20 protein-coding genes and 3 pseudogenes are annotated in these 21964 nt (G+C 59.3%); 17 read left to right on the top strand and 6 right to left on the bottom strand.

Annotation, left to right across the window (positions count from 1 at the left end; genetic code table 11):
* Positions 1–292 precede the first annotated feature (292 nt).
* A complete protein-coding gene (gene lexA, locus RBH10_RS16000) occupies positions 293–1015 on the bottom strand; it encodes a transcriptional repressor LexA (protein ID WP_045016040.1) in 723 nt (240 codons plus the stop codon).
* A gap of 211 nt (positions 1016–1226) precedes the next feature.
* Between lexA and RBH10_RS15995 the strand changes: the two genes are divergently transcribed.
* From RBH10_RS15995 to lipA, 12 genes and pseudogenes are all read left to right on the top strand, one after another.
* Entirely contained in the window at positions 1227–2108 is an 882-nt protein-coding gene (locus RBH10_RS15995) for a VOC family protein (RefSeq protein ID WP_281036526.1), read from the top strand.
* Entirely contained in the window at positions 2108–2953 is an 846-nt protein-coding gene (gene kdsA / locus RBH10_RS15990; RefSeq protein ID WP_281036527.1) for a 3-deoxy-8-phosphooctulonate synthase, read from the top strand. The genes RBH10_RS15995 and kdsA overlap by 1 nt, the downstream gene beginning before the upstream one ends.
* Positions 2954–3101: 148 nt before the next feature.
* Positions 3102–4376: a phosphopyruvate hydratase gene (eno, locus tag RBH10_RS15985; RefSeq protein ID WP_281036528.1), complete on the top strand. Its 1275-nt coding sequence runs from the start codon at positions 3102–3104 to the stop codon at positions 4374–4376.
* Positions 4377–4680: 304 nt separating this feature from the next.
* Positions 4681–4999, top strand: a pseudogene (locus RBH10_RS15980) (septum formation initiator family protein).
* Between the two features lie 153 nt (positions 5000–5152).
* The gene (gene pdhA / locus RBH10_RS15975; RefSeq protein ID WP_045016045.1) at positions 5153–6196 is read left to right on the top strand and encodes a pyruvate dehydrogenase (acetyl-transferring) E1 component subunit alpha; all 1044 of its coding nucleotides are present in this window, start codon (positions 5153–5155) and stop codon (positions 6194–6196) included.
* 17 nt (positions 6197–6213) lie between these two features.
* Positions 6214–7635, top strand: a complete 1422-nt coding sequence (locus RBH10_RS15970; protein ID WP_281036529.1) for a pyruvate dehydrogenase complex E1 component subunit beta — start codon at positions 6214–6216, stop codon at positions 7633–7635.
* Between the two features lie 12 nt (positions 7636–7647).
* A complete protein-coding gene (locus tag RBH10_RS15965; protein WP_281036530.1) occupies positions 7648–7932 on the top strand; it encodes a hypothetical protein in 285 nt (94 codons plus the stop codon).
* A gap of 2 nt (positions 7933–7934) precedes the next feature.
* Complete coding sequence (locus RBH10_RS15960) at positions 7935–9275, top strand: pyruvate dehydrogenase complex dihydrolipoamide acetyltransferase (RefSeq protein ID WP_306180696.1); 1341 nt, start codon at positions 7935–7937, stop codon at positions 9273–9275.
* 12 nt (positions 9276–9287) lie between these two features.
* On the top strand, positions 9288–9932 hold the full coding sequence (locus tag RBH10_RS15955; RefSeq protein WP_281036532.1) for an SGNH/GDSL hydrolase family protein: 645 nt from the start codon (positions 9288–9290) through the stop codon (positions 9930–9932).
* Positions 9933–9990: 58 nt separating this feature from the next.
* Positions 9991–11436 carry a dihydrolipoyl dehydrogenase gene (lpdA, locus tag RBH10_RS15950; RefSeq protein ID WP_281036533.1) on the top strand — a complete coding sequence of 482 codons (1446 nt, stop codon included), beginning with the start codon at positions 9991–9993 and terminating at the stop codon, positions 11434–11436.
* Positions 11437–11517: 81 nt separating this feature from the next.
* Complete coding sequence (locus tag RBH10_RS15945) at positions 11518–11766, top strand: GlsB/YeaQ/YmgE family stress response membrane protein (protein ID WP_045016051.1); 249 nt, start codon at positions 11518–11520, stop codon at positions 11764–11766.
* Positions 11767–11870: 104 nt separating this feature from the next.
* On the top strand, positions 11871–12842 hold the full coding sequence (gene lipA, locus RBH10_RS15940; RefSeq protein ID WP_281036534.1) for a lipoyl synthase: 972 nt from the start codon (positions 11871–11873) through the stop codon (positions 12840–12842).
* 157 nt (positions 12843–12999) lie between these two features.
* Here lipA and RBH10_RS15935 read toward each other — a convergent pair.
* From RBH10_RS15935 to RBH10_RS15925, 3 genes and pseudogenes are all read right to left on the bottom strand, one after another.
* A pseudogene (locus RBH10_RS15935) lies at positions 13000–13958 on the bottom strand (DMT family transporter).
* Between the two features lie 95 nt (positions 13959–14053).
* Positions 14054–14788 (bottom strand): AraC family transcriptional regulator, encoded by a 735-nt coding sequence (locus RBH10_RS15930; protein WP_281036536.1) that lies wholly within the window; start codon positions 14786–14788, stop codon positions 14054–14056.
* Positions 14789–14915: 127 nt separating this feature from the next.
* Positions 14916–15092 carry a hypothetical protein gene (locus RBH10_RS15925; protein ID WP_281036537.1) on the bottom strand — a complete coding sequence of 59 codons (177 nt, stop codon included), beginning with the start codon at positions 15090–15092 and terminating at the stop codon, positions 14916–14918.
* Between the two features lie 252 nt (positions 15093–15344).
* Here RBH10_RS15925 and RBH10_RS15920 point away from each other — a divergent pair, with 252 nt between their 5' ends.
* A complete protein-coding gene (locus RBH10_RS15920) occupies positions 15345–15914 on the top strand; it encodes an AAA family ATPase (RefSeq protein ID WP_281036538.1) in 570 nt (189 codons plus the stop codon).
* Between the two features lie 9 nt (positions 15915–15923).
* A complete protein-coding gene (locus RBH10_RS15915; RefSeq protein WP_281036539.1) occupies positions 15924–16379 on the top strand; it encodes a type II toxin-antitoxin system RatA family toxin in 456 nt (151 codons plus the stop codon).
* Here RBH10_RS15915 and RBH10_RS15910 read toward each other — a convergent pair.
* The gene (locus RBH10_RS15910; protein WP_281036540.1) at positions 16361–16870 is read right to left on the bottom strand and encodes a CinA family protein; all 510 of its coding nucleotides are present in this window, start codon (positions 16868–16870) and stop codon (positions 16361–16363) included. The genes RBH10_RS15915 and RBH10_RS15910 overlap by 19 nt on opposite strands.
* A complete protein-coding gene (locus RBH10_RS15905) occupies positions 16867–18054 on the bottom strand; it encodes a bifunctional 2-C-methyl-D-erythritol 4-phosphate cytidylyltransferase/2-C-methyl-D-erythritol 2,4-cyclodiphosphate synthase (RefSeq protein ID WP_281036541.1) in 1188 nt (395 codons plus the stop codon). Before RBH10_RS15905 ends, RBH10_RS15910 begins: the two co-directional genes overlap by 4 nt.
* A gap of 306 nt (positions 18055–18360) precedes the next feature.
* Here RBH10_RS15905 and dusB point away from each other — a divergent pair, with 306 nt between their 5' ends.
* From dusB to ntrC, 3 genes and pseudogenes are all read left to right on the top strand, one after another.
* Complete coding sequence (gene dusB, locus RBH10_RS15900; protein ID WP_372339791.1) at positions 18361–19344, top strand: tRNA dihydrouridine synthase DusB; 984 nt, start codon at positions 18361–18363, stop codon at positions 19342–19344.
* The gene (locus RBH10_RS15895; RefSeq protein ID WP_306180693.1) at positions 19341–20489 is read left to right on the top strand and encodes a nitrogen regulation protein NR(II); all 1149 of its coding nucleotides are present in this window, start codon (positions 19341–19343) and stop codon (positions 20487–20489) included. The genes dusB and RBH10_RS15895 overlap by 4 nt, the downstream gene beginning before the upstream one ends.
* Positions 20486–21938, top strand: a pseudogene (gene ntrC, locus RBH10_RS15890) (nitrogen regulation protein NR(I)). Before RBH10_RS15895 ends, ntrC begins: the two are co-directional and overlap by 4 nt.
* The last annotated feature ends 26 nt before the right edge of the window (positions 21939–21964 follow it).

Below are 21964 nucleotides of genomic sequence, written 5' to 3'. Positions count from 1 at the left end.
CGCACGACGAGATTGAACAGATTCGCGCAGCCTTGCCCAAAGCCCCTCGATCGTTCCCGCGCCGATGGCACCAGAAGCATGTTTGCCGTTGCGCTTACCGCGAAACAGAAACATTGAGGCGAAAGCCGCATCTGAATTTTACGGGGCACGGTAAGCCGATCCGCCGGGTGACACACATCTTCCGTATACCAGCAGACCGTGCCTCATTCGGCACCAGCCACACCCACTTGCACGAGTGTCATCTTCACAATGACACCCGTTACAAAAAGGGGTGACGGCCGGTTCCATTGGATCAATGGTAACGGCGGATCAGCCCCACCAGTTTACCCTGGATTTTCACCCGGTCCGGTCCGAAGATGCGGGTCTCATAGGCGGGGTTTGCTGCCTCGAGTGCAATGGACGCGCCCTTGCGGCGGAAACGCTTCAGCGTCGCTTCCTCGTCATCCACCAACGCCACGACGATATCGCCGGGATTGGCGGTGCTGCCATTGCGGATGATGACGGTGTCGCCGTCGAAAATGCCGGCCTCGATCATCGAATCGCCCTTGACCTCAAGAGCGTAATGTTCACCCGTGCCGAGCATGTCCACCGGAACGGCCACATCATGGGTGTTGTTCTGGATGGCGGAAATCGGCACACCGGCGGCAATGCGGCCCATGACAGGCACGGTGACGGCCCCGACGAGATCGTTGGCCGGCGTCTTGGGGGCAGGGGCCGCTTCCGGCGCCTTGGGCTTGCCAAGGCTGCCTTCGATGACGCTCGGCGAAAAGCCGCGCTGCGGCCTTGCGCCCGGCGTATAGGCCTCAGGCAGCTTGATGACTTCCAGCGCTCGCGCTCTGTTAGGTAGCCGGCGAATGAATCCACGCTCTTCGAGCGCAGTAATCAGCCGGTGGATGCCGGATTTGGAGGCAAGATCGAGTGCGTCCTTCATTTCATCGAAGGAGGGCGGCACGCCGGACTCTTTCATTCGTTCATGAATGAAGAGAAGCAATTCCTGCTGTTTGCGCGTGAGCATGAGGAAAACACCCTTTAGAATCGTCGTGGAAGTCGCGAAACAAATACAGAACGGACACTATATGTTCCATATGTGTTCCGCAATCCCCTAAAATTTCGTGAAGCTGCTATCTGTTGTTTTGATGATTTGCTTCTTTGCGCCTGATTGTGCTTTTCTGCGGTCCAAATCGTTCAGGCATGCCCGGACGGAGCGCCAGCGCAGGAAGCAGGTCATGATGAAATCCCATAACGTCGATCATCTCGTTCTGCCGGTACAGGATATCGGCGTTGCCGTGAAACGTCTTGCCAGCCTTGGATTTACGGTCGCACCGGAGGCTCTTCATCCCTTCGGCACGCAAAATGCCTGCGTTTTTTTCACCGACGGCACCTATCTGGAGCCGCTCTCAGTTGCTGATCCGGCTAAGTATACTGCCTCAGTGGACAAGGGAGATGTGTTCACCGGCAGGGATCGGGCTTTCCGGCAGCGCGACGGGCAGGAGGGTTTTTCTGCCCTCGTCGCCAGAACCGAAGACGCACTTGCCGACCATGACAGGTTCCTGACCTCTGGCGTGTCGGCGGGCGATGTATTCCAGTTTTCGCGGCCGGTGCGGATGCCTGACGGGTCGCAAAGCGAGGCGGCGTTCCGGCTGGCTTTCGCGGCAATCGGGGCTGCGGCGGATTTCTTCCTGTTCAGTTGCCAACGGCTGCAAGCATTGCCGGGCGATCGCACGGCGCTGGAGCGCCATGCCAACGGGGTCTCCGGACTTAGCGAAATTGTCCTGTTTTCCGGCGATGTTCCGAACGCGGCGCGCCTGATCGAAACGGTCTTTGGCTGTGAAGGCAATGTGTCTCCGAATGGTGATATGGTTTTCGCAACCGGCAACGCCCGTATCAGACTGACCGAAAAGCCGGCCTTCAGCGGACACGCCCTGAATACTCCGGATAGGGGCGACGGCGGATTGTGCGGTGCGGGCATCGTCTTTCTGTCATACGATCTTGCCGTGACAGAGGCTGCGCTTGCTGCTAATGGCGTGTCCTGCGCAAAAGCGGGCGGCCGTCTGGTGGTGCCTGCGGCACCCGGTCAGGGCGTTGCCTTCGCCTTCGAGGAAAAATGATGAGCGTTACGAACAATCTCAAAGTCACCGCCGGCGATGGCGCCAGCAAGGTTTCCTTCTCCAACGCCGAGCGTTTTTCGCTGATTGCCGGCCCCTGCCAGATGGAAAGCCGCGAGCACGCCTTCATGATTGCCGGCGTCCTGAAAGAGCTTTGCGACAGTCTTGGGATCGGGCTTGTTTACAAGTCCTCCTTCGACAAGGCGAACCGCACCTCGCTTTCCGGCAAGCGCGGCATCGGCCTTGACAATGCGATGGAAATTTTCGCCGACCTCAAGAAGGAATTCGGCTTTCCGGTTCTGACCGACATTCACACCGAAGAGCAATGCGCCATCGTTTCCGAAGTGGTGGACGTGCTGCAGATTCCGGCCTTTCTCAGCCGCCAGACCGATCTTCTCGTTGCCGCCGCCAAGACCGGCCGCGTCATCAACGTCAAGAAGGGTCAGTTCCTGGCTCCCTGGGACATGAAAAACGTGCTCGCCAAGCTCAATGAGAGCGGCAATCCGAATGTACTCCTGTGCGAGCGCGGCGCGTCCTTCGGTTACAATACGCTGGTCTCCGACATGCGCTCCTTGCCGATCATGGCTTCGCTCGGCGCGCCGGTCGTGTTTGACGCCACCCACTCGGTGCAACAGCCGGGCGGGCAGGGTGGCTCCACGGGCGGACAGCGCGAATTCGTCGAGACTTTGGCACGCGCGGCGGTCGCCGTCGGCGTGGCCGGCCTCTTCATCGAAACCCATGAAGACCCGGACAATGCGCCTTCCGACGGCCCCAACATGGTGCATCTGAAGGACATGCCGAAACTGCTCGAAAAGCTTCTGGCTTTCGACGCCATCACCAAAGCCTGAGGGCTGGCCGTTGCGGCGGGCACCGTTTGTGCCAATCGATTTTAAATGGCGGGCGGGCCGTTTCCGCCGTCCGCCGTCATTGTAATTTCTTCGCCATCGTCTAAGACAGGCGACGGAAAATATCTGTTCCATTCCCAAGGGAGAGACCATGACTGCCATTACCGATATCATCGCGCGCGAAATTCTCGACAGCCGCGGCAACCCGACCGTTGAAGTCGATGTCTATCTCGAAGACGGCTCCATGGGCCGCGCCGCCGTTCCTTCGGGCGCCTCCACCGGCGCGCATGAGGCGGTTGAGCTGCGCGATGGCGGCAAGCGTTATCTCGGCAAGGGCGTGGAAAAGGCGGTCGAAGCCGTCAATACGGAAATCTTCGACGCCATCGGTGGTTTCGACGCCGAAAACCAGATCCAGATCGACCAGATGATGATCGCGCTTGACGGTACGCCGAACAAGTCGCGCATCGGCGCCAACGCCATCCTCGGCGTATCGCTTGCTGTTGCCAAAGCTGCCGCTGAAGCCTCCGGCCTGCCGCTTTACCGTTATGTCGGTGGCCCGAACGCGCATCTCCTGCCGGTTCCGATGATGAACATCATCAATGGCGGCGCGCATGCCGACAACCCGATCGACTTCCAGGAATTCATGATCCTGCCGGTTGGCGCGGACAATATCCGCGAAGCCGTGCGCATGGGTTCGGAAGTGTTCCATACGCTGAAAAAAGAACTGTCCGCACAGGGCCACAACACCAATGTCGGCGACGAGGGCGGTTTTGCACCGGGTCTCGAAAGCGCACCGGCTGCGCTCGATTTCATCATGAAGTCGATCGAAAAGGCTGGTTACCGTCCGGGTGAAGACATGTTCATCGGCCTCGACTGCGCCTCGACCGAATTCTTCAAGGACGGAAAATACGTTCTCGAAGGTGAAGGCCGCACGCTGGAGCCGGGCGCGATGGCTGAATATCTGGCCGAACTGGTCGCGAAATACCCGATCATCTCCGTCGAAGACGGCATGGCCGAAGACGACTGGGATGGCTGGAAGGCCCTGACCGATCTCGTCGGCAACAAGTGCCAGCTGGTGGGCGACGACCTTTTCGTCACCAACTCCGCACGTCTTCGCGACGGCATCAAGATGGGTGTCGCCAACTCCATCCTCGTCAAGGTCAACCAGATCGGTTCGCTTTTCGAGACGCTGGATGCGGTCGAAACGGCGCACAAGGCCGGTTACACCGCCGTCATGTCGCACCGCTCCGGTGAAACGGAAGATTCCACCATCGCCGATCTCGCGGTCGCCACCAATTGCGGTCAGATCAAGACCGGCTCGCTTGCCCGTTCCGACCGGCTCGCAAAGTACAACCAGCTTATCCGCATCGAGGAAATGCTGGGCCCGCAGGCCGCTTACGCCGGCCGTTCGATCCTGCGCGGTTAATTCGCGTCTGGATTTGCGATATGGCCCGCCGCCTGGCGGGCTGAGGTTGGTGAAAGATGTGTCCACGCATGGGACGTCATCCTCGGGCCTGACCCGAGGATCCACCTTCCAAGCCGCCTATGGATCCTCGCCTCAAGGGCGAGGATGACGTGGTGGAGAGGAGAGCTCTCCTTGCAAACGCAGCCCGCCTCCCGGCGGGCTTTTTTGTGTCTATCTGTCGCCCGGAAATTAAGGTCAACGGATAGTTAAACAATCCGCATTAGTCTTGAGACTCACATTATGCGTTTTAAGGCTTCTCTCCGGCATGTGGACCAGACATCATAAAAAGAGACGATTCTGGCCGTTTGATCGTTCCGGCCATCACGATCGCTTTTCTTTCCTATTTCGGGTATCATTCCATCCACGGCGACTTCGGGCTTCAGGCAACGGAGCGGCTGGAGCGGCAGCGTTTGGCGAGAACGGCGGAGCTTGCCAAGCTGACGCAGGCGCGTGTGGCGTTGGAGCGGCAGGTGGAATTGTTGAGCGACGGCTCGCTGGAACGTGACATGATCGACGAGATTTCCCGTTATCAGCTCAATATGTCCCGTACCGACGAAATCGTCATCATGAACACCTACTTCTAATTAACTGAAATCAAGTTAATTAATCATTTGTGATTTATTCACAGCACCTTAGCGTGAATATGTGCCATGCGTTTAAAGCATTGCTGCATGGCATTTTCTTGCATATGGTACGCGCCACTCTATCCATTCAAACGGCAACTCAGGGAGGGATGAATGGCGCCGCGAAAACCAGCGACCGTATCCGGCCGAAAGACAACGGCAAAGGCTGCAACCGAATTCACCGGTAAGAACAGCCCGGAATTTACGAAGGAAGAAGAGCTTCACGCTTACCGTGAAATGCTCCTTATCCGCCGTTTCGAAGAAAAGGCCGGCCAGCTTTACGGCATGGGCTTCATCGGTGGTTTCTGTCACCTCTACATCGGTCAGGAAGCCGTTGTTGTCGGCATGCAGATGTCGCAGAAGGAAGGCGATCAGGTCATCACCGCTTACCGTGACCACGGCCATATGCTGGCCTTGGGCATGAGCGCGCGTGGCGTCATGGCCGAGTTGACCGGCCGCAAGGGCGGCCTGTCGAAAGGCAAGGGCGGCTCGATGCACATGTTCTCCAAGGAGAAGCATTTCTACGGCGGCCACGGCATCGTCGGCGCGCAGGTTTCGCTCGGAACCGGTCTTGCCTTCGCCAACCGCTATCGCGGCAATGACAGCGTTTCCGTGACCTATTTCGGTGACGGCGCGGCCAACCAGGGCCAGGTCTACGAGAGCTTCAACATGGCTGCTCTCTGGAAGTTGCCGATCATCTATATCGTCGAGAACAACCGTTATGCCATGGGCACCTCGACTGCCCGTGCTACCGCCCAGTCGAACTATTCGCTGCGCGGCCAGTCCTTCGGCATTCCCGGCATTCAGGTGGATGGCATGGATGTGCGCGCCGTCAAGGCCGCCGCTGATCAGGCGCTGGAACATTGCCGTTCCGGCAAGGGTCCGATCATTCTGGAAATGCTGACCTACCGTTACCGCGGTCACTCCATGTCCGACCCGGCGAAATACCGTTCGAAGGACGAAGTGCAGAAGATGCGCTCCGAACATGACCCGATCGAACAGGTCAAGGCACGCCTTGTTGAGCAGGGCTGGGCAAGCGAAGAAGAACTCAAGGCCATCGACAAGGATGTCCGTGATATCGTCGCCGACAGCGCCGACTTTGCCCAGAACGACCCAGAGCCGGATGCATCCGAGCTCTACACCGACATTCTGCTCTGATCGGGAAAGGGAAACCCATGCCAGTAGAAATTCTTATGCCCGCCCTTTCCCCGACCATGGAGGAAGGCACGCTTTCCAAATGGCTTAAAAAGGAAGGCGACAAGGTCACCTCCGGCGACGTGATTGCCGAGATCGAGACCGACAAGGCGACCATGGAAGTGGAAGCCGTGGATGAAGGCGTCATCGGCAAGCTCTTGATCGATGCCGGCACCGAAGGCGTCAAGGTCAACACGCCGATCGCCGTTCTCATTCAGGAAGGCGAAAGCGCTGCCGACATCTCTTCTTCTGCCAAGAAGGAAGAGCCGAAGGCGGAAGCTGCAAATTCCGGTTCGGACGCCGCAGGCGGCAAGACCCGCGAAGCAACTGAAGAGCCGAGCGCTGCCAAGGAAGCCGCCAAGGTTCCGGCAGCACCCAAGATCGAAGTCGCTGCCGATCCGGATATCCCGGCCGGCACGGAAATGGTGATGACGACGGTGCGTGAAGCACTGCGCGACGCCATGGCCGAAGAAATGCGCGCCGACGAAAAAGTCTTCGTCATGGGTGAAGAAGTCGCCGAATATCAGGGCGCCTACAAGATCACTCAAGGGTTGTTGCAGGAATTCGGTGAACGCCGTGTCATCGACACCCCGATCACCGAGCACGGTTTTGCCGGTATCGGCGTCGGTGCGGCGATGACGGGCCTGAAGCCCATCGTCGAATTCATGACATTCAACTTCGCCATGCAGGCGATCGACCAGATCGTCAACTCGGCCGCAAAGACGCTTTACATGTCGGGTGGCCAGATGGGTGCACCGATGGTGTTCCGCGGTCCTTCGGGCGCTGCTGCCCGCGTTGGCGCCCAGCATTCGCAATGTTACGCCGCATGGTACAGCAACATCCCCGGCCTCAAGGTCGTCATGCCTTACACGGCAGCTGACGCGAAGGGTCTTCTGAAGGCGGCTATCCGCGATCCGAACCCAGTCATCTTCCTTGAGAACGAAATTCTCTACGGCCAGAGCTTCGAAGTTCCGAAGCTTGACGATTTCGTACTGCCGATCGGCAAGGCGCGCATTCACCGCAAGGGCAATGATGCGACCATCGTTTCCTTCGGTATCGGCATGACCTACGCGATCAAGGCGGTTGCTGAACTCGAAAAGCTCGGCATCGACGTCGAACTGATCGACCTGCGCACCATCCGTCCGATGGATCTGCCCACCGTCATCGAATCGGTCAAGAAGACCGGTCGTCTGGTCACGGTCGAGGAAGGTTTCCCGCAGTCATCGGTTGGTGACTTCATCTCCAACCAGGTCATGCGCGCTGCTTTCGATTATCTCGATGCGCCGATCCTGACGATCGCCGGCAAGGACGTTCCGATGCCTTACGCGGCAAACCTCGAAAAGCTGGCTCTGCCAAACGTCGATGAAGTCGTTCAGGCTGTCAAAACCGTCTGCTACAAGTAAGGGGAGATGATTTTGAGTAAAATTAAACAAATCCTCCCGGCAACGGAAAACTGGTATCGCGTTCTGGGTTCCAAAGGGGCTCCTCAGTTCGAGCGTGTCGTCTTTTGGGCGATAATCAATGACGGTGAAGGCGATGTGATTGCTGGTGTCCCGCGTGAGTATATCGGCGTTATCGGCGCGGTTAGCGAATGGCTGAGCGATGTCGCCGGATATATCGAAGTCTCGCCGTCGCAGCTGGATCGGCTGGCGGAACATCCTGAAGAGTTGGAACAATATAATCTCGTTTGGGGGGACTAGTCATGCCTATCAACATCACCATGCCTGCCCTTTCTCCGACGATGGAAGAGGGCAATCTGGCCAAGTGGCTGGTCAAGGAAGGCGACAAGGTCGCACCCGGTGACGTGATTGCCGAGATCGAGACCGACAAGGCGACCATGGAAGTGGAAGCTGTCGATGAGGGCATCGTTGCCAAGCTCGTCGTTGCCGCTGGCACCGACGCGGTCAAGGTCAACGCCCTGATCGCCATCCTCGCTGCAGAAGGCGAAGATGTGGCCGAGGCGGCAAAGGGCGGCAATGCCGCTCCTGCTCCTGCTCCGTCTCAGGCCAAAGCCGAAGCGCCGAAGGAAGAGAAGACCGAAGCTGCGCCAGTCAAGGCTGAGCAGGTGGCTGCACCTTCCGCACCGGCGCCGGTGGCAAAGTCCGGCGAGCGCATCTTCGCTTCGCCGCTTGCCCGTCGTCTTGCCAAGGACGCTGGTCTCGATCTTTCAGCCGTGTCCGGTTCCGGCCCGCATGGCCGCATCGTCAAGACCGACGTGGAAAAGGCTGCCGCTTCCGGTGGTGCGAAGGCAGCTCCTGCCGCCGCAGCATCCGCAGGCGCACCGGCTCCGGCACTTGCCAAGGGCCCTTCCGAAGAAGCTGTTCTCAAGCTGTTCGAACCCGGCTCTTACGAGCTGGTGCCGCATGACGGCATGCGCAAGGTCATCGCCAAGCGTCTGGTCGGATCCAAGCAGACCGTTCCGCATTTCTACGTTTCCGTGGATTGCGAACTGGATACGCTTCTGGCGTTGCGCGCTCAGCTCAACGCGGCCGCTCCCGAAAAGGACGGCAAGCCGGCCTACAAGCTTTCGGTCAACGACATGGTCATCAAGGCGCTGGCTCTTTCGCTGCGCGACGTGCCGGATGCCAACGTCTCCTGGACGGAAAGCAACATGGTCAAGCACAAGCATTCGGATGTCGGCGTTGCCGTTTCCATTCCGGGTGGCCTGATCACGCCGATCATCCGCAAGGCGGAAGAGAAGTCGCTCTCCACCATCTCCAACGAGATGAAGGACTACGGCAAGCGTGCGAAAGAGCGCAAGCTGAAGCCCGAGGAGTATCAGGGCGGCACGACGGCCGTGTCCAACATGGGCATGATGGGCGTCAAGAGCTTCTCCGCTGTCATCAACCCGCCGCATGCCACCATTCTGGCGGTCGGCGCGGGCGAACAGCGCGCTGTCGTGAAGAACGGCGAGATCAAGATCGCCAATGTCATGACGGTCACGCTTTCCACCGACCACCGCTGCGTCGATGGCGCGCTCGGAGCCGAACTGATCGGCGCCTTCAAGCGCTACATCGAAAACCCGATGGGCATGCTGGTTTGATCGGAGAATAATATGGCGAAGTCGGTCCTCTGCTTTGGCGATTCCCTGACATGGGGACATGATGCGGAAAAGGGTGGCCGGCACAGCCATGACGATCTTTGGCCGAGCGTCTTGCAAAAGGCGCTCGGACCGGACGTGCAGGTGATCCATGAAGGGCTGGGCGGCCGCACCACCGCCTATGACGACATGACTGCCGATTGTGACCGCAATGGCGCAAGGATTCTGCCGACGCTTCTGCACAGCCATGCGCCGCTCGATCTGGTCATCATCATGCTCGGCACTAACGACATGAAACCGTCGATCCACGGATCGGCTATCATTGCCATGAAGGGCGTCGAGCGGCTGGTGAAGCTGGTCCGTAACCACGTCTGGCAGGTGCCGGACTGGGACGTGCCGGATGTTCTGATCGTCGCGCCACCGCAACTGTGCGAAACGGCCAACCCCGTGATGGGCGCGATCTTTCGTGATGCGATCGATGAATCGGCGATGCTCGCCCCGGTCTATCGGGATCTGGCCGACGAACTCGATTGCGGATTTTTCGATGCCGGGTCCGTTGCCCACACGACGCCGGTGGACGGCGTTCATCTCGATGCTGAAAACACGCGGGCCATCGGGCGCGGGCTGGAACCCGTCGTTCGCATGATGCTCGGACTTTGACAACAATTCTCGTTTCGGAACGGCATGCCGTGACCCGATAAGACAAGGTAGGAATCCTATGGCTCAATCTTATGACGTCATCATCATAGGCTCGGGACCGGGCGGCTACATCGCCGCAATCCGTGCAGCCCAGCTCGGCATGAAGGTTGCCGTCGTCGAGCGCGAGCACCTTGCCGGCATTTGCTCCAACTGGGGCTGCATTCCGACCAAGGCGCTGCTGCGCACCGCCGATGTCCTGCATACGGCTCAACACGCCAAGGATTACGGCCTGACGCTCGAAGGCTCGATCAAGCCTGATGTCAAGGCGATTGTCGCCCGTTCGCGCGGCATTGCCGCTCGCATGAACAACGGTGTCGGTTTCCTGTTCAAGAAGAACAAGGTCGATATCATCTGGGGTGAAGCAAAAATCACCAAGCCGGGCGAAATCGTCGTCGGCAAGTCCACCAAGCCGGTGGTTCAGCCGCAGGGTCCGGTTCCGAAGAACGCGCTGGGTGAGGGCACTTACACTGCCAAGCACATCATCGTCGCCACCGGCGCCCGTCCGCGCGCGCTTCCGGGTATCGAGCCGGATGGCAAGCTGATCTGGACCTATTTCGAGGCAATGAAGCCGGAAGAACTGCCGAAGTCCCTGCTCGTGATGGGTTCGGGCGCGATCGGCATCGAGTTCGCCAGCTTCTACCGCACCATGGGCGTTGACGTTACCGTCGTCGAGATCATGAGCCAGGTGATGCCGGTCGAAGATGCGGAAATTTCCGCCTTCGCCAAGAAACAGCTGGAAAAGCAGGGCATCAAGTTCCATCTGGAAACGAAGGTTTCCAAGGTCGAGAAGGCTGCGAATTCCGTCGCCGCGACGCTGGAGAAGAAGGACGGTTCGTCCGAGAAGATCACCGCTGACCGGATGATTTCGGCCGTCGGCGTTGTCGCCAATATCGAAGGCATCGGCCTTGAGGCTGTCGGCGTGAAGACCGATCGCGGTTTCATCGTCATCGACGGTTACGGCAAGACCAATGTACCTGGCGTTTATGCCATCGGCGACGTTGCCGGTCCGCCGCTGCTCGCCCACAAGGCCGAGCATGAGGCCGTCGTCTGCGTCGAGAAGATTGCCGGTCTGCCGAATGTTCACCCGACTGACAAGGCCAAGATCCCCGGCTGCACCTATTGCAACCCGCAGGTTGCCTCGGTTGGTCTGACGGAAGCCAAGGCGAAGGAACTGGGCCGCGATATCCGCGTCGGCCGTTTCTCTTTTGCGGCCAACGGCAAAGCCGTGGCGCTCGGCGAAGATCAGGGCATGGTCAAGACCATCTTCGACAAGAAGACCGGCGAACTGATCGGCGCGCACATGGTCGGCGCGGAAGTGACCGAGCTTATTCAGGGCTTTGTCGTCGCCATGAACCTCGAGACGACAGAAGAAGAACTGATGCACACGATCTTCCCGCATCCGACCATTTCCGAGTCGATGAAGGAAAGCGTGCTCGACGCCTACGGACGTGTGCTGAACGCATGATAGCCCCACGATACCCGGCATTGTCTAACTATGCCGGGTGTCCCATATGTCTCAACGCAGGTTCTTTAAGGGAGTGCGGGAATGGAAAATATCGGCTGGATTGCGGCAATCATCATCGGCGGCCTTGCCGGCTGGCTTGCCGGAAAACTCATGGATATGCGTTTCGGCATCTTCATGAACATCGTCCTCGGCATTGTCGGTTCGGTCGTTGCTGTTGCCGTACTTCGCACCTTCGATGTCTTCGTTCAGGACAGCAGGCTCGGCTATTTCGTAACGTCTTTCGTCGGCGCCAGCCTGTTGTTGTTTATCGCGAAGCTGGTCAGGCGCTGACAAGGCTGGTGTCCGGAAAGGGGCTTACGCTTTTTCTGGAATTGTTCTAAAGCATCGCGTCAATAAATGTGATGATCGCGGCAAGCGATAGAAGCAGGTTTCTTATGGTCACTATTCTCGACAGGACTTCGTCCGACGAAAAGCGCATCCGCCACCCGGAAAAGGTGCATCGGCCCGATACCGAGGTCATGCGCAAGCCGGAATGGATTCGCGTCAAGGCTCCGACGTCCAAGGGCTATCACGAGACGCGCGAACTGGTGCGCAGCCACAAGCTGGTAACCGTGTGCGAGGAAGCCGGCTGTCCGAATATCGGCGAATGCTGGGAGAAGAAACACGCGACCTTCATGATCATGGGCGAGATCTGCACCCGTGCCTGTGCCTTCTGCAACGTCGCGACCGGCAAACCCAATCCGCTGGATATGGATGAGCCGGAAAATGTCGCCAAGGCCGTTAAGCAGATGGGCCTCTCCCACGTCGTCATCACTTCGGTTGACCGTGACGATCTCGCCGATGGTGGTGCTGAGCATTTCGAGAAGGTGATCTGGGCGATCCGTGCGGCGTCTCCCAACACGACCATTGAAATCCTGACCCCCGACTTCCTGAAGAAGCCCGGCGCGCTTGAACGTGTCGTTGCGGCGAAGCCCGATGTCTTCAACCACAATATGGAAACCGTTCCGGGCAATTACCTCACGGTCCGCCCCGGCGCGCGTTATTTCCATTCCGTGCGCCTGTTGCAGCGGGTGAAGGAACTCGACCCCACCATGTTCACCAAATCAGGCATCATGGTCGGCCTTGGTGAAGAGCGTAACGAAGTGCTGCAGTTGATGGACGATCTGCGCAGCGCCGACGTGGACTTCCTGACCATCGGCCAATATCTGCAGCCGACCCGCAAGCACCACAAGGTCGAGGCCTTCGTCACGCCGGAAGAATTTAAGTCCTATGAGACGGTCGCCTATGCCAAGGGCTTCCTCATGGTCTCTTCCAGCCCGCTGACCCGCTCTTCGCACCATGCCGGCGACGATTTCGAGCGCCTGCGCGCAGCCCGTGAGAAGAAGCTTCTGGCCGCTGCTGAGTAAGTGCTGATCGGGGGCGGTTAGATTGCTCGCAAACGGCGCAATCTCTCTCCTACGTCATCCTCGCCCTTGAGGCGAGGATCCATAAGCGCAGAAGACGTCATCCTCGGGTCTAGCCCGAGGATGACGTCGAATGTGAGGTGAGGTTTGTTGTGAAGCCTCAACCTGATTTGCGGCGTTCACCTGAACTCCAGGCTGCAGCCTTCTCCGGCCGATGCGCCCGCATGCACAGGATGACGCTCAGTACCACCGAGCAGATCGCCACGATCTCTATGAGCGTCGGGCCGCGCCCCTCCCAGATGAAACCGTAAAGCAGCGCAAAAGCGTTTCGAACAGGATCATCTGCCCGACCATGGTGAGCGGTAGCAGGCGGCTCATGCGGTTCCAGAGGGCGTTGCCCAGAATGGACGCGGTGAAACCGAGGCCGGCGGCGATGGCCGCGAAGTGCAGCCAGTCCCCTGAACTATGACTTCCCCCGCCGAAGGCAAAGGCAGGGATTGCAAGCGCCAGAGCAAGCCCGCCGGTCACAACGCCGGTCATCATGTTCCAGTCGTCGGCACTGACATCGTGAAGGCGTGTCAGCCAGCGGGCATTGCCGACCGCAAAGGCCGTCCACGAAGCGAGCGCGCCAAGCGCACAGGCAAGTCCCACAAGACGCGAGACATCCAGCCCCGCATCGCTTTCCGTCAACGACTGCCACGAAATGCCAACAATACCGATGGCGCCAAAGGCGAGCGAAGGCCACAGTCGCCTGAGCGACACCGCGCCATGATCGCGACTGCCGATGATAGTAACGGCGACGGGCAGGAAACCGATGATGATAGAGGTGAAGGCGACACCGCTCAATTTCACCGCCGTCGATATGAAGACATAATAGGCGATGTTGCCAATCATGCTCAGCCAGCCGAGCGCAATCCACTCCTGTGCACCGAAATGGGCAGACACCTTTTTCAGGCGCGGTCCGATGATGATGAGCGAGATCAGCCCGTAGGTCAGGTAACGGGCCGTCGACAATTGCAGGGCGGAAAAATCCGGCACGAGTTTAGGGGCGAGAAAGATCGCTCCCCAGAGCGCGCCCGCCATTATGCCGTAAAAAACACCGAGGCTTGTCTTGTTCATGTCATCTCACATCCGCATTCACGATTGCCCGCGATGTGCCACAGCCCTTTGCAGCTGTCTTGACAAAAACTCCTGAGCGACGATGTCGGGTGGTTTCAGTGAACCCCGAAAGCCCGGCGATAGGCGGCGGGCGTTTCGCCCATCGCGTTGCGCATGGCACGCGTCAGCGCCGTCTGGTCGGAAAAGCCGGCCCGCAGGGCTATTTCGGCAATCGGCAGGGTGGATTGGCGCAGCAATGCGCAGACCTTGTCCAAACGCAGCTCCGCCAGCCAGCGGTGAGGGGAGAGACCGAATTCTTCGAGAAACAGCGCATGCAGGCGGCTGTCGCTGATCGCGGTACAGGATGCGAGCGTCTCGATGGTCCAGGGAAAAAACGGCTCCGCCCTGACGATCTCGCCGAGCGCGCGCAGGCGGCGGCGGGGATCGGTTCTTTCACTCGCAAGGCTGTCGACCAGCAGTGGCGCCCAAAGACCGGCAATATCCTCTCGTGGTCCATCCGACCCGATGACACCGCGCATATAGGCGATCAGTTGCCGTGTATCCTGCGCAATATCGAGAAACGGCATGCAAGAGAATCTCTCAAGCACCTGCTCAGGAACCGCACCTTCGTCGATATCGACGACCAGCGACCGGTTGATCGTCGTTGCTTCCTGGGTATGCGGTGCGTCGCGATGGATGAAGACCGCGCGCCCGGTGGACAACTCGTCCTGTCGTCCTGCGACATCGATCCGCAGACGCCCCGAGACCGGAAGAACGATCTGCACGAAGCTGTGCCGTTCCTTCGGTCTTTCCTGCGTATAGGTTCTGATATCGGCGGATGCGGTTATCATGAGATTGTCATTTCCATCGTGCAAAGAAACGGCCGCCTCGAAAAGCGGCCGGTTTCAGTCCTTGATTATGACATCGTCTTGAAGATTGGGCCAGCCGGCTTTATCGATCAGCATTGCTGGCCGGCGTCTAACATTCTTCCTTGGCGGTCGATTCGCCGCGTTTGCGCTTGCGCAGAACCGGCTTGTTCTCTCTCGCCTCGCATTTCGCAACGTCGATGAGATAGGCAAGCATCGGCATGCTGTTCATCGATGCGAGTTGCTTGGCGGATTCGAGAAGGTTGATGATGTTGGAAAAATCGTCCATCGGCTCACTCAGTGGCTCAAAGCGGTTATGTATCGGGTGTGAACCCAGAGATGAATACGCGGGGTGAAATTGGGAGCTACCGGCGCGTTTGCATCCAATGGGTGTAATATTAGTGGCAAATAAATAGCAATCCCTGTGAGGGAGTTGCAATAGTTAAATTTCCGTAATGGTCATGCGTAACAACAATATCGCTCCAGGGCGGATATCCGCGCGGCAGGACAATATTCCAACGGTTATGACGAGGTTTACGCTATGCCGCACTATCTTGATAGAGCCGAAGACGCAGCAAATATCATTGCCGTGGCGCAACGCATCATGGTCGTCGGCTGTTCGGGTGGCGGCAAGTCGACGCTGTCGCAAAAGCTCGCGTCCGCTTTCGGGCTTCGTTACATTTCCATGGATCGCGAGGTTTTCTGGTTGTCCGGCTGGCAGGCACGCCCGCGCGAAGAGCAGCGGCAGAGGATCGCCGTCATCGTTACCGAAGACCGATGGCTGATGGACGGCAGCAATCCGTCGTCGTTCGACATGCGCCTGCCGAGAACGGATATCGTTCTTTGGGTCCGCATGCCGCGCTGGCTTTGCCTGTGGGGCGCCATCAGCCGAATCATCAAGGGTTATGGCAAGGCGCGGCCTGAAATGGCGGTGGGTTGCCCCGAAAGAATGGACCTCGATTTCCTGCGTTATATCTGGAATTTCGAACGCCGCCACGCGCCGATCTTCGAGCAGAATTTCAAGGTTTATGGCCCCAACGTGCCGGTATTCCAGCTAAAAAGCCGAAAACAGCTGCGCCGCCTTCTTGATCTTCTTGTTATCGAGGATTAACTGCCGCTCATGCCACAGTTCGAAACGCATCGCCTTGTAAAACACTCGCCCGACCGCATGTACGACCTCGTCGCCGATGTGGAGAAGTACCCGCAGTTTTTGCCTCTTTGCGAAGCGCTGGTCATCCGTTCGCGCAAGGAGAGGGATGGCAAGGTGCTGCTGGTGGCGGATATGACGGTGGGCTACAAGGCCATCCGCGAGACCTTCACCACGCAGGTTCTGCTGAACCCGGCCGAGCGCGCTATCGACGTCAAATACATCGACGGCCCATTCAAGTTCCTCGACAATCGCTGGCGTTTCGAGGCTGCCGAAGGCGGCGGCTCGGCCGTTCACTTCTTCATCGACTACGAATTCAAGAACCGTCTACTCGGCGCGGTCATGGGCTCGATGTTCGACCGGGCCTTCCGCATGTTTGCCGAAGCCTTCGAGACCCGCGCCGATAAAATTTACGCGGACCCGGCCTGATCGAGGGCAATCAGCATCTCAAGCGCGGTTCTTATGGTCGCAAGACGGATTTCGGTACGACCGATCTCGCCGTAACGCATTTCGTGATGCAGGATTTTGCCGTTGCGCGCCATGGCGGCCAGATGCACCAGCCCCACCGGTTTATCGGTCGAACCGCCACCCGGACCGGCAATGCCTGTCACGGCCACGGCAAAATCAGCCCGTGAACGGAACAGGGCGCCATGCGCCATCTGCAACGCCGTCTGCCGGGATACCGCGCCGAAACTTGCCAGCGTTTCCGTGCCAACCCCCAGCATGTCCATCTTGGCTTCATTGGTATAGGTGACGAAACCGCGATCGACGACGGCGGAGGAGCCGGCGATTTCCGTCAGCGAACCGGCGATCAGACCGCCGGTGCAACTTTCTGCCGTGGAGACCATGAAGCCTTTGGCGGTAAAACCGGAAACGATCCGCCGCGCCAACTCTTCTATGTCAGCCGGAAACAGGCTCATAACGGTCTGCCCCTGTAAACGACGGTAGCGGTGGCGATCGCTGCGATGCCTTCCCGGCGACCGACGAAACCGATCGTCTCGTTGGTGGTCGCCTTGACGGAGCAGCGCTCAAGCGCAATGCCGAGTATTTCCGCCAGCTTCTCGCGCATGGCCTGCCGGTGCGGGCCGATGCGCGGCGCTTCGGCAATCAGCGACACATCCGCATTCATGATCGTGCCGCCATTGTCGCGGACTACTTTGGCTGCGTGTTCGAGAAAGATGCGCGAAGCGGCGCCTTTCCATTGCGGATCGGAAGGCGGGAAGTGATCGCCGATGTCGCCAGCACCACAGGTGGCAAGCAGCGCATCCGTCAGCGCATGCAGCGCCACATCGGCATCCGAATGGCCTTTCAGCCTCTGGTCATGTTCGATGAAGATGCCGCACAGCGTAACACCGTCTCCGGCCTCCAGCTGGTGTACGTCGTAACCATTGCCGGTGCGCACGTCAGGCATTGCATGAGAGAGCTTTTCATCGGCCATGGCGATATCCCGCTTCAGAGTGAGTTTCACATTGTCGACCGACCCTTCGGTCAGCGTCACCGGCAGGCCTGCCCATTCGGCGATCGATGCATCGTCGGTAAAATCGGTTTTTCCGGATTCGGCAGCGGCGCGGTGCGCGGCGAGGATTTTGCCATAACCGAAACTCTGTGGTGTCTGCGCCGCATAAAGCCCCTGTCTGGAAACGGTCTCCACGACAGAATCACCTGCGCCGCGCTTCAATGTGTCGGTGACGGGGAGAGCGGGGAGAACGCCACTCGCACCGGCCCGATGCAGAGCCACGATGCGCTCCAGCATGTTCATGGCGACGAAAGGCCGCACGGCATCGTGGATCATCACATGCGTCAGATCCTGCGAGGCAAGAGCTTCCAACCCGGCCAGCACCGATTGCTGGCGTGTCGCACCGCCCGTAACGGTGACGATCCGCTCACCGGCATTCAGCCGTTCGATGATCGGCGACAGCAGTGCCGTATCGTCGGCATGGATGACGACCACGATCGGGGAGGCATCGCCCCAGCCAAGAAAGGTCGACAGCGTATGCTCGATCACGGCTTTGCCGCCGATGGGGCGATATTGTTTCGGCCCTTCCTCGGGGGAGCCGGCTCTTTCTCCGCGTCCTGCGGCGACGATGACGATGCCGAGTTTCATAGTACTTTCCTGCATTGGTCTTATGCTTTGCACGCAACCCTCAATGGTTGACAGTCCTGCTCTAGCGTTTCAAAACCCGGATGGCCAGCCCGATAAGACGCGGTATCTGCCCTGCATGCTGCAGGATCGGTGGCCCTTGCTCATTCGAACCTGCACAAATTGCTGTCGACAGCAAAAGAGGCAGGCAGGCGCTTAGCAAATAAAAGATGCAACCCACTAAAAGTGCTTGGCAAGCGCGCAAACACTGTCTAAAAATAATGCATATAACCCTTCTGCACGAAAGATCATCAGTTGCCCCCTCCGGAGTTGTCAGAACCGTTTAGCATCGGCTCAGTTACGATCCGTAATCGCGCGGTGCTGGCGCCCATGTCGGGCGTGACGGATCTGCCGTTCCGGCAGCTCGCCTGGCGTTATGGCGCCGGCCTCGTTGTTACTGAAATGGTGGCAAGCCGCGAACTCGTCGCCAACCGCGGTGAGTCCTGGGCGCGGCTGAAAAACGCCGGCATGGTTCCGCATATGGTGCAGCTTGCCGGACGCGAAGCGCATTTCATGGCCGAGGCGGCAAAGATTGCAGCCGATAATGGCGCGGGGATCATCGATATCAACATGGGCTGTCCCGCCAAGAAGGTGACGGGCGGTTATTCCGGTTCGGCATTGATGCGCGATCCCGATCATGCCCTGTCGCTGATCGAGGCGACGGTCGGTGCGGTCGATGTGCCCGTAACGCTGAAGATGCGGCTCGGCTGGGACGAAAACACCATCAATGCCCCCGAAATTGCCCATCGCGCCGAAGCGGCGGGGGTTCAGCTCATCACCATTCACGGCCGCACCCGCATGCAGTTTTACGAAGGTCGCGCGGACTGGGACGCCATTCGCGCCGTGCGGGACGTGATTTCCGTGCCGTTGATTGCCAATGGCGATGTTGAGACCGCCGCGGATGCGCGCGAAATCCTGCGCCGTTCCGGCGCGGACGCCGTCATGGTTGGTCGCGGCGCACAGGGCCAGCCCTGGCTGCCGGCGGTTCTGGCAGGACATGCCGCGCCGCAACGCGACGAGATCGCCGGCATCGCTGTCGAACATTACGACATGATGCTGGAATTTTATGGAAGGGAAGCCGGTCTTCGGCATGCCCGCAAACATCTGGGCTGGTATCTCGACCGTTTCGCGCCGGAGATCACCACACCTGACAAGGCTCAAATCATGACATCGCGCGATACGGGGGAGGTGGCGGATCTGCTGCGCTCCGCCCTGTGCAAAAATGCGGGCGAAGCCGCAAGGAAGGCCGCATGAGCGCTGATAAACATAGCCCGGCAGACGCGGATCCGCTTGCCATGGCAGTTCTCAATGCGGTGCAGAACCCCGTCATTCTCGTGGATGCCGAAGGTTTCATCGCGTTTGCCAATTGGGAAGCCGAAGCCTTTTTCGGGGCGAGCGCCTCCCATCTCGCCCGCTACCGCGTCTCCACCTTCATTCCCTTCGGCAGCCCGCTGCTTGCGCTCATTGATCAGGTGCGGGAACGCCGCGCGCCGGTGAATGAATACCGGGTCGATCTGAGCTCGCCGCGGCTTGGACAGGACAAGCTGGTCGATCTTTATGTTGCGCCTGTTGTCAGCGAAGCGGGATCGGTGGTCGTCGTCTTCCAGGAAAGGTCAATGGCCGACAAGATCGACCGGCAATTGACCCACCGGGCGGCTGCGCGCTCCGTCACCGGCCTTGCCTCCATGCTGGCGCATGAGATCAAGAACCCGCTTTCGGGCATTCGCGGTGCGGCACAGCTTCTGGAGATGTCGGTCCCGGACGAGGACCGCGCCTTGACCCGACTGATCTGCGACGAGACCGACCGCATCGTCTCACTGGTCGACCGTATGGAAGTGTTTTCTGATGAGCGGCCGGTGGACCGCGTGCCGGTCAACATCCATTCGGTGCTCGACCATGTGAAGGCCATCGCCAAGGCAGGGTTCGCCCGCAATATTAAGATCTCTGAAAATTACGATCCGTCGCTGCCGGCGGTCTATGCCAATCGCGACCAGCTGGTGCAGGTTTTTCTCAATCTGGTGAAGAATGCGGCGGAAGCCGTCGGTAACCAGCCGGAGGGTGAGATTCTGCTGACCACGGCCTATCGGCCCGGCATGCGTATGTCGGTGGCCGGTAGCCGGGAGCGCATTTCGCTGCCGCTGGAATTCTGCGTGCACGACAACGGGCCGGGGGTTCCGGCCGATCTTTTGCCGCATCTCTTCGACCCCTTCATCACCACCAAGACGAATGGTTCGGGCCTGGGCTTGGCACTTGTCGCCAAACTCATCGGCGCCCATGGCGGCATTGTCGAATGCGACAGCCAGAACCATCGCACGACTTTCCGCGTATTGATGCCCGTCTCGCCGGAAGTGGCGCTGGACGACCGCATTTTGCCGAACACGACAGGAAATGACCTATGACAGCTACTATCCTCGTCGCCGATGATGATGCCGCGATCCGCACGGTACTCAACCAGGCGCTCAGCCGTGCCGGTTACGACGTGCGCATCACGTCCAATGCCGCAACGCTCTGGCGCTGGGTTTCTGCCGGCGAGGGCGATCTGGTCGTGACAGATGTCGTGATGCCGGATGAAAACGCCTTCGATCTTCTGCCGCGCATCAAGAAGGCCCGTCCGGACCTGCCGGTTCTGGTGATGAGCGCCCAGAACACCTTCATGACGGCGATCAAGGCCTCGGAGAAGGGCGCTTACGACTACCTGCCCAAGCCATTCGACCTGACGGAGCTGATCGCCATCATCGGCCGCGCCTTGTCGGAGCCGAAGCGCAAACCCGCCAAGCTGGATGACGACATGCAGGATGGCATGCCGCTCGTTGGCCGCTCGGCGGCGATGCAGGAAATCTACCGCGTTCTCGCCCGCCTGATGCAGACCGACCTGACGCTGATGATCACCGGCGAATCCGGCACCGGCAAGGAGCTGGTGGCGCGCGCGCTGCATGATTACGGCAAGCGCCGCAACGGTCCCTTCGTCGCCATCAACATGGCGGCAATTCCGCGTGACCTGATCGAGATCCGAACTGTTCGGCCATGAGAAGGGCGCCTTCACCGGCGCGCAGAACCGCTCGACCGGCCGTTTTGAACAGGCCGAGGGCGGAACGCTGTTCCTCGATGAAATCGGCGATATGCCGATGGACGCCCAGACACGTCTGCTGCGCGTGTTGCAGCAGGGCGAATATACGACGGTCGGTGGGCGCACGCCGATCCGTACCGATGTCCGCATCGTTGCCGCCACCAACAAGGACCTGAAACAGTCGATCAATCAAGGCCTCTTCCGCGAGGACCTCTATTACCGCCTGAACGTCGTGCCGCTGCGGTTGCCGCCGCTGCGCGACCGTGCCGAGGATATTCCCGATCTCGTGCGCCATTTCATCCAGCAGGGTGAAAAGGAAGGACTGGAAGGCAAGCGTTTCGAGACCGAGGCGCTGGAAGTCATGAAGGCCTATGCCTGGCCGGGCAACGTACGCGAGCTGGAAAACCTAATCCGCCGGCTGATGGCGCTTTATCCGCAGGAAGTCATCACCCGCGAAATCATCGAGCAGGAATTGCAGTCGGATGTTTCAGACAGCCCGCTCGACAAGATGGCGGTCCGCACCGGCTCGCTGACCATTTCGCAGGCGGTCGAGGAGAACATGCGGGACTATTTCGCAAGTTTCGGCGAAGGCCTGCCTCCTCCAGGTCTTTACGACCGTGTACTGCGCGAACTGGAATATCCGCTGATTCTCGCCGCGCTGACGGCGACGCGTGGCAACCAGATCAAGGCCGCCGATCTTCTCGGATTGAACCGCAATACGCTGCGCAAGAAGATCCGCGAGCTTGGCGTTTCCGTCTATCGCAGTTCCCGCCCCAGCTGAGAATGTTGACAAGGCCGCAGTTGTCG

The organism is Rhizobium sp. AN73, assembly GCF_030757975.1.
Lineage (GTDB): Bacteria > Pseudomonadota > Alphaproteobacteria > Rhizobiales > Rhizobiaceae > Agrobacterium > Agrobacterium arsenijevicii.
This window is presented reverse-complemented; position numbering and strand designations above follow the sequence as displayed.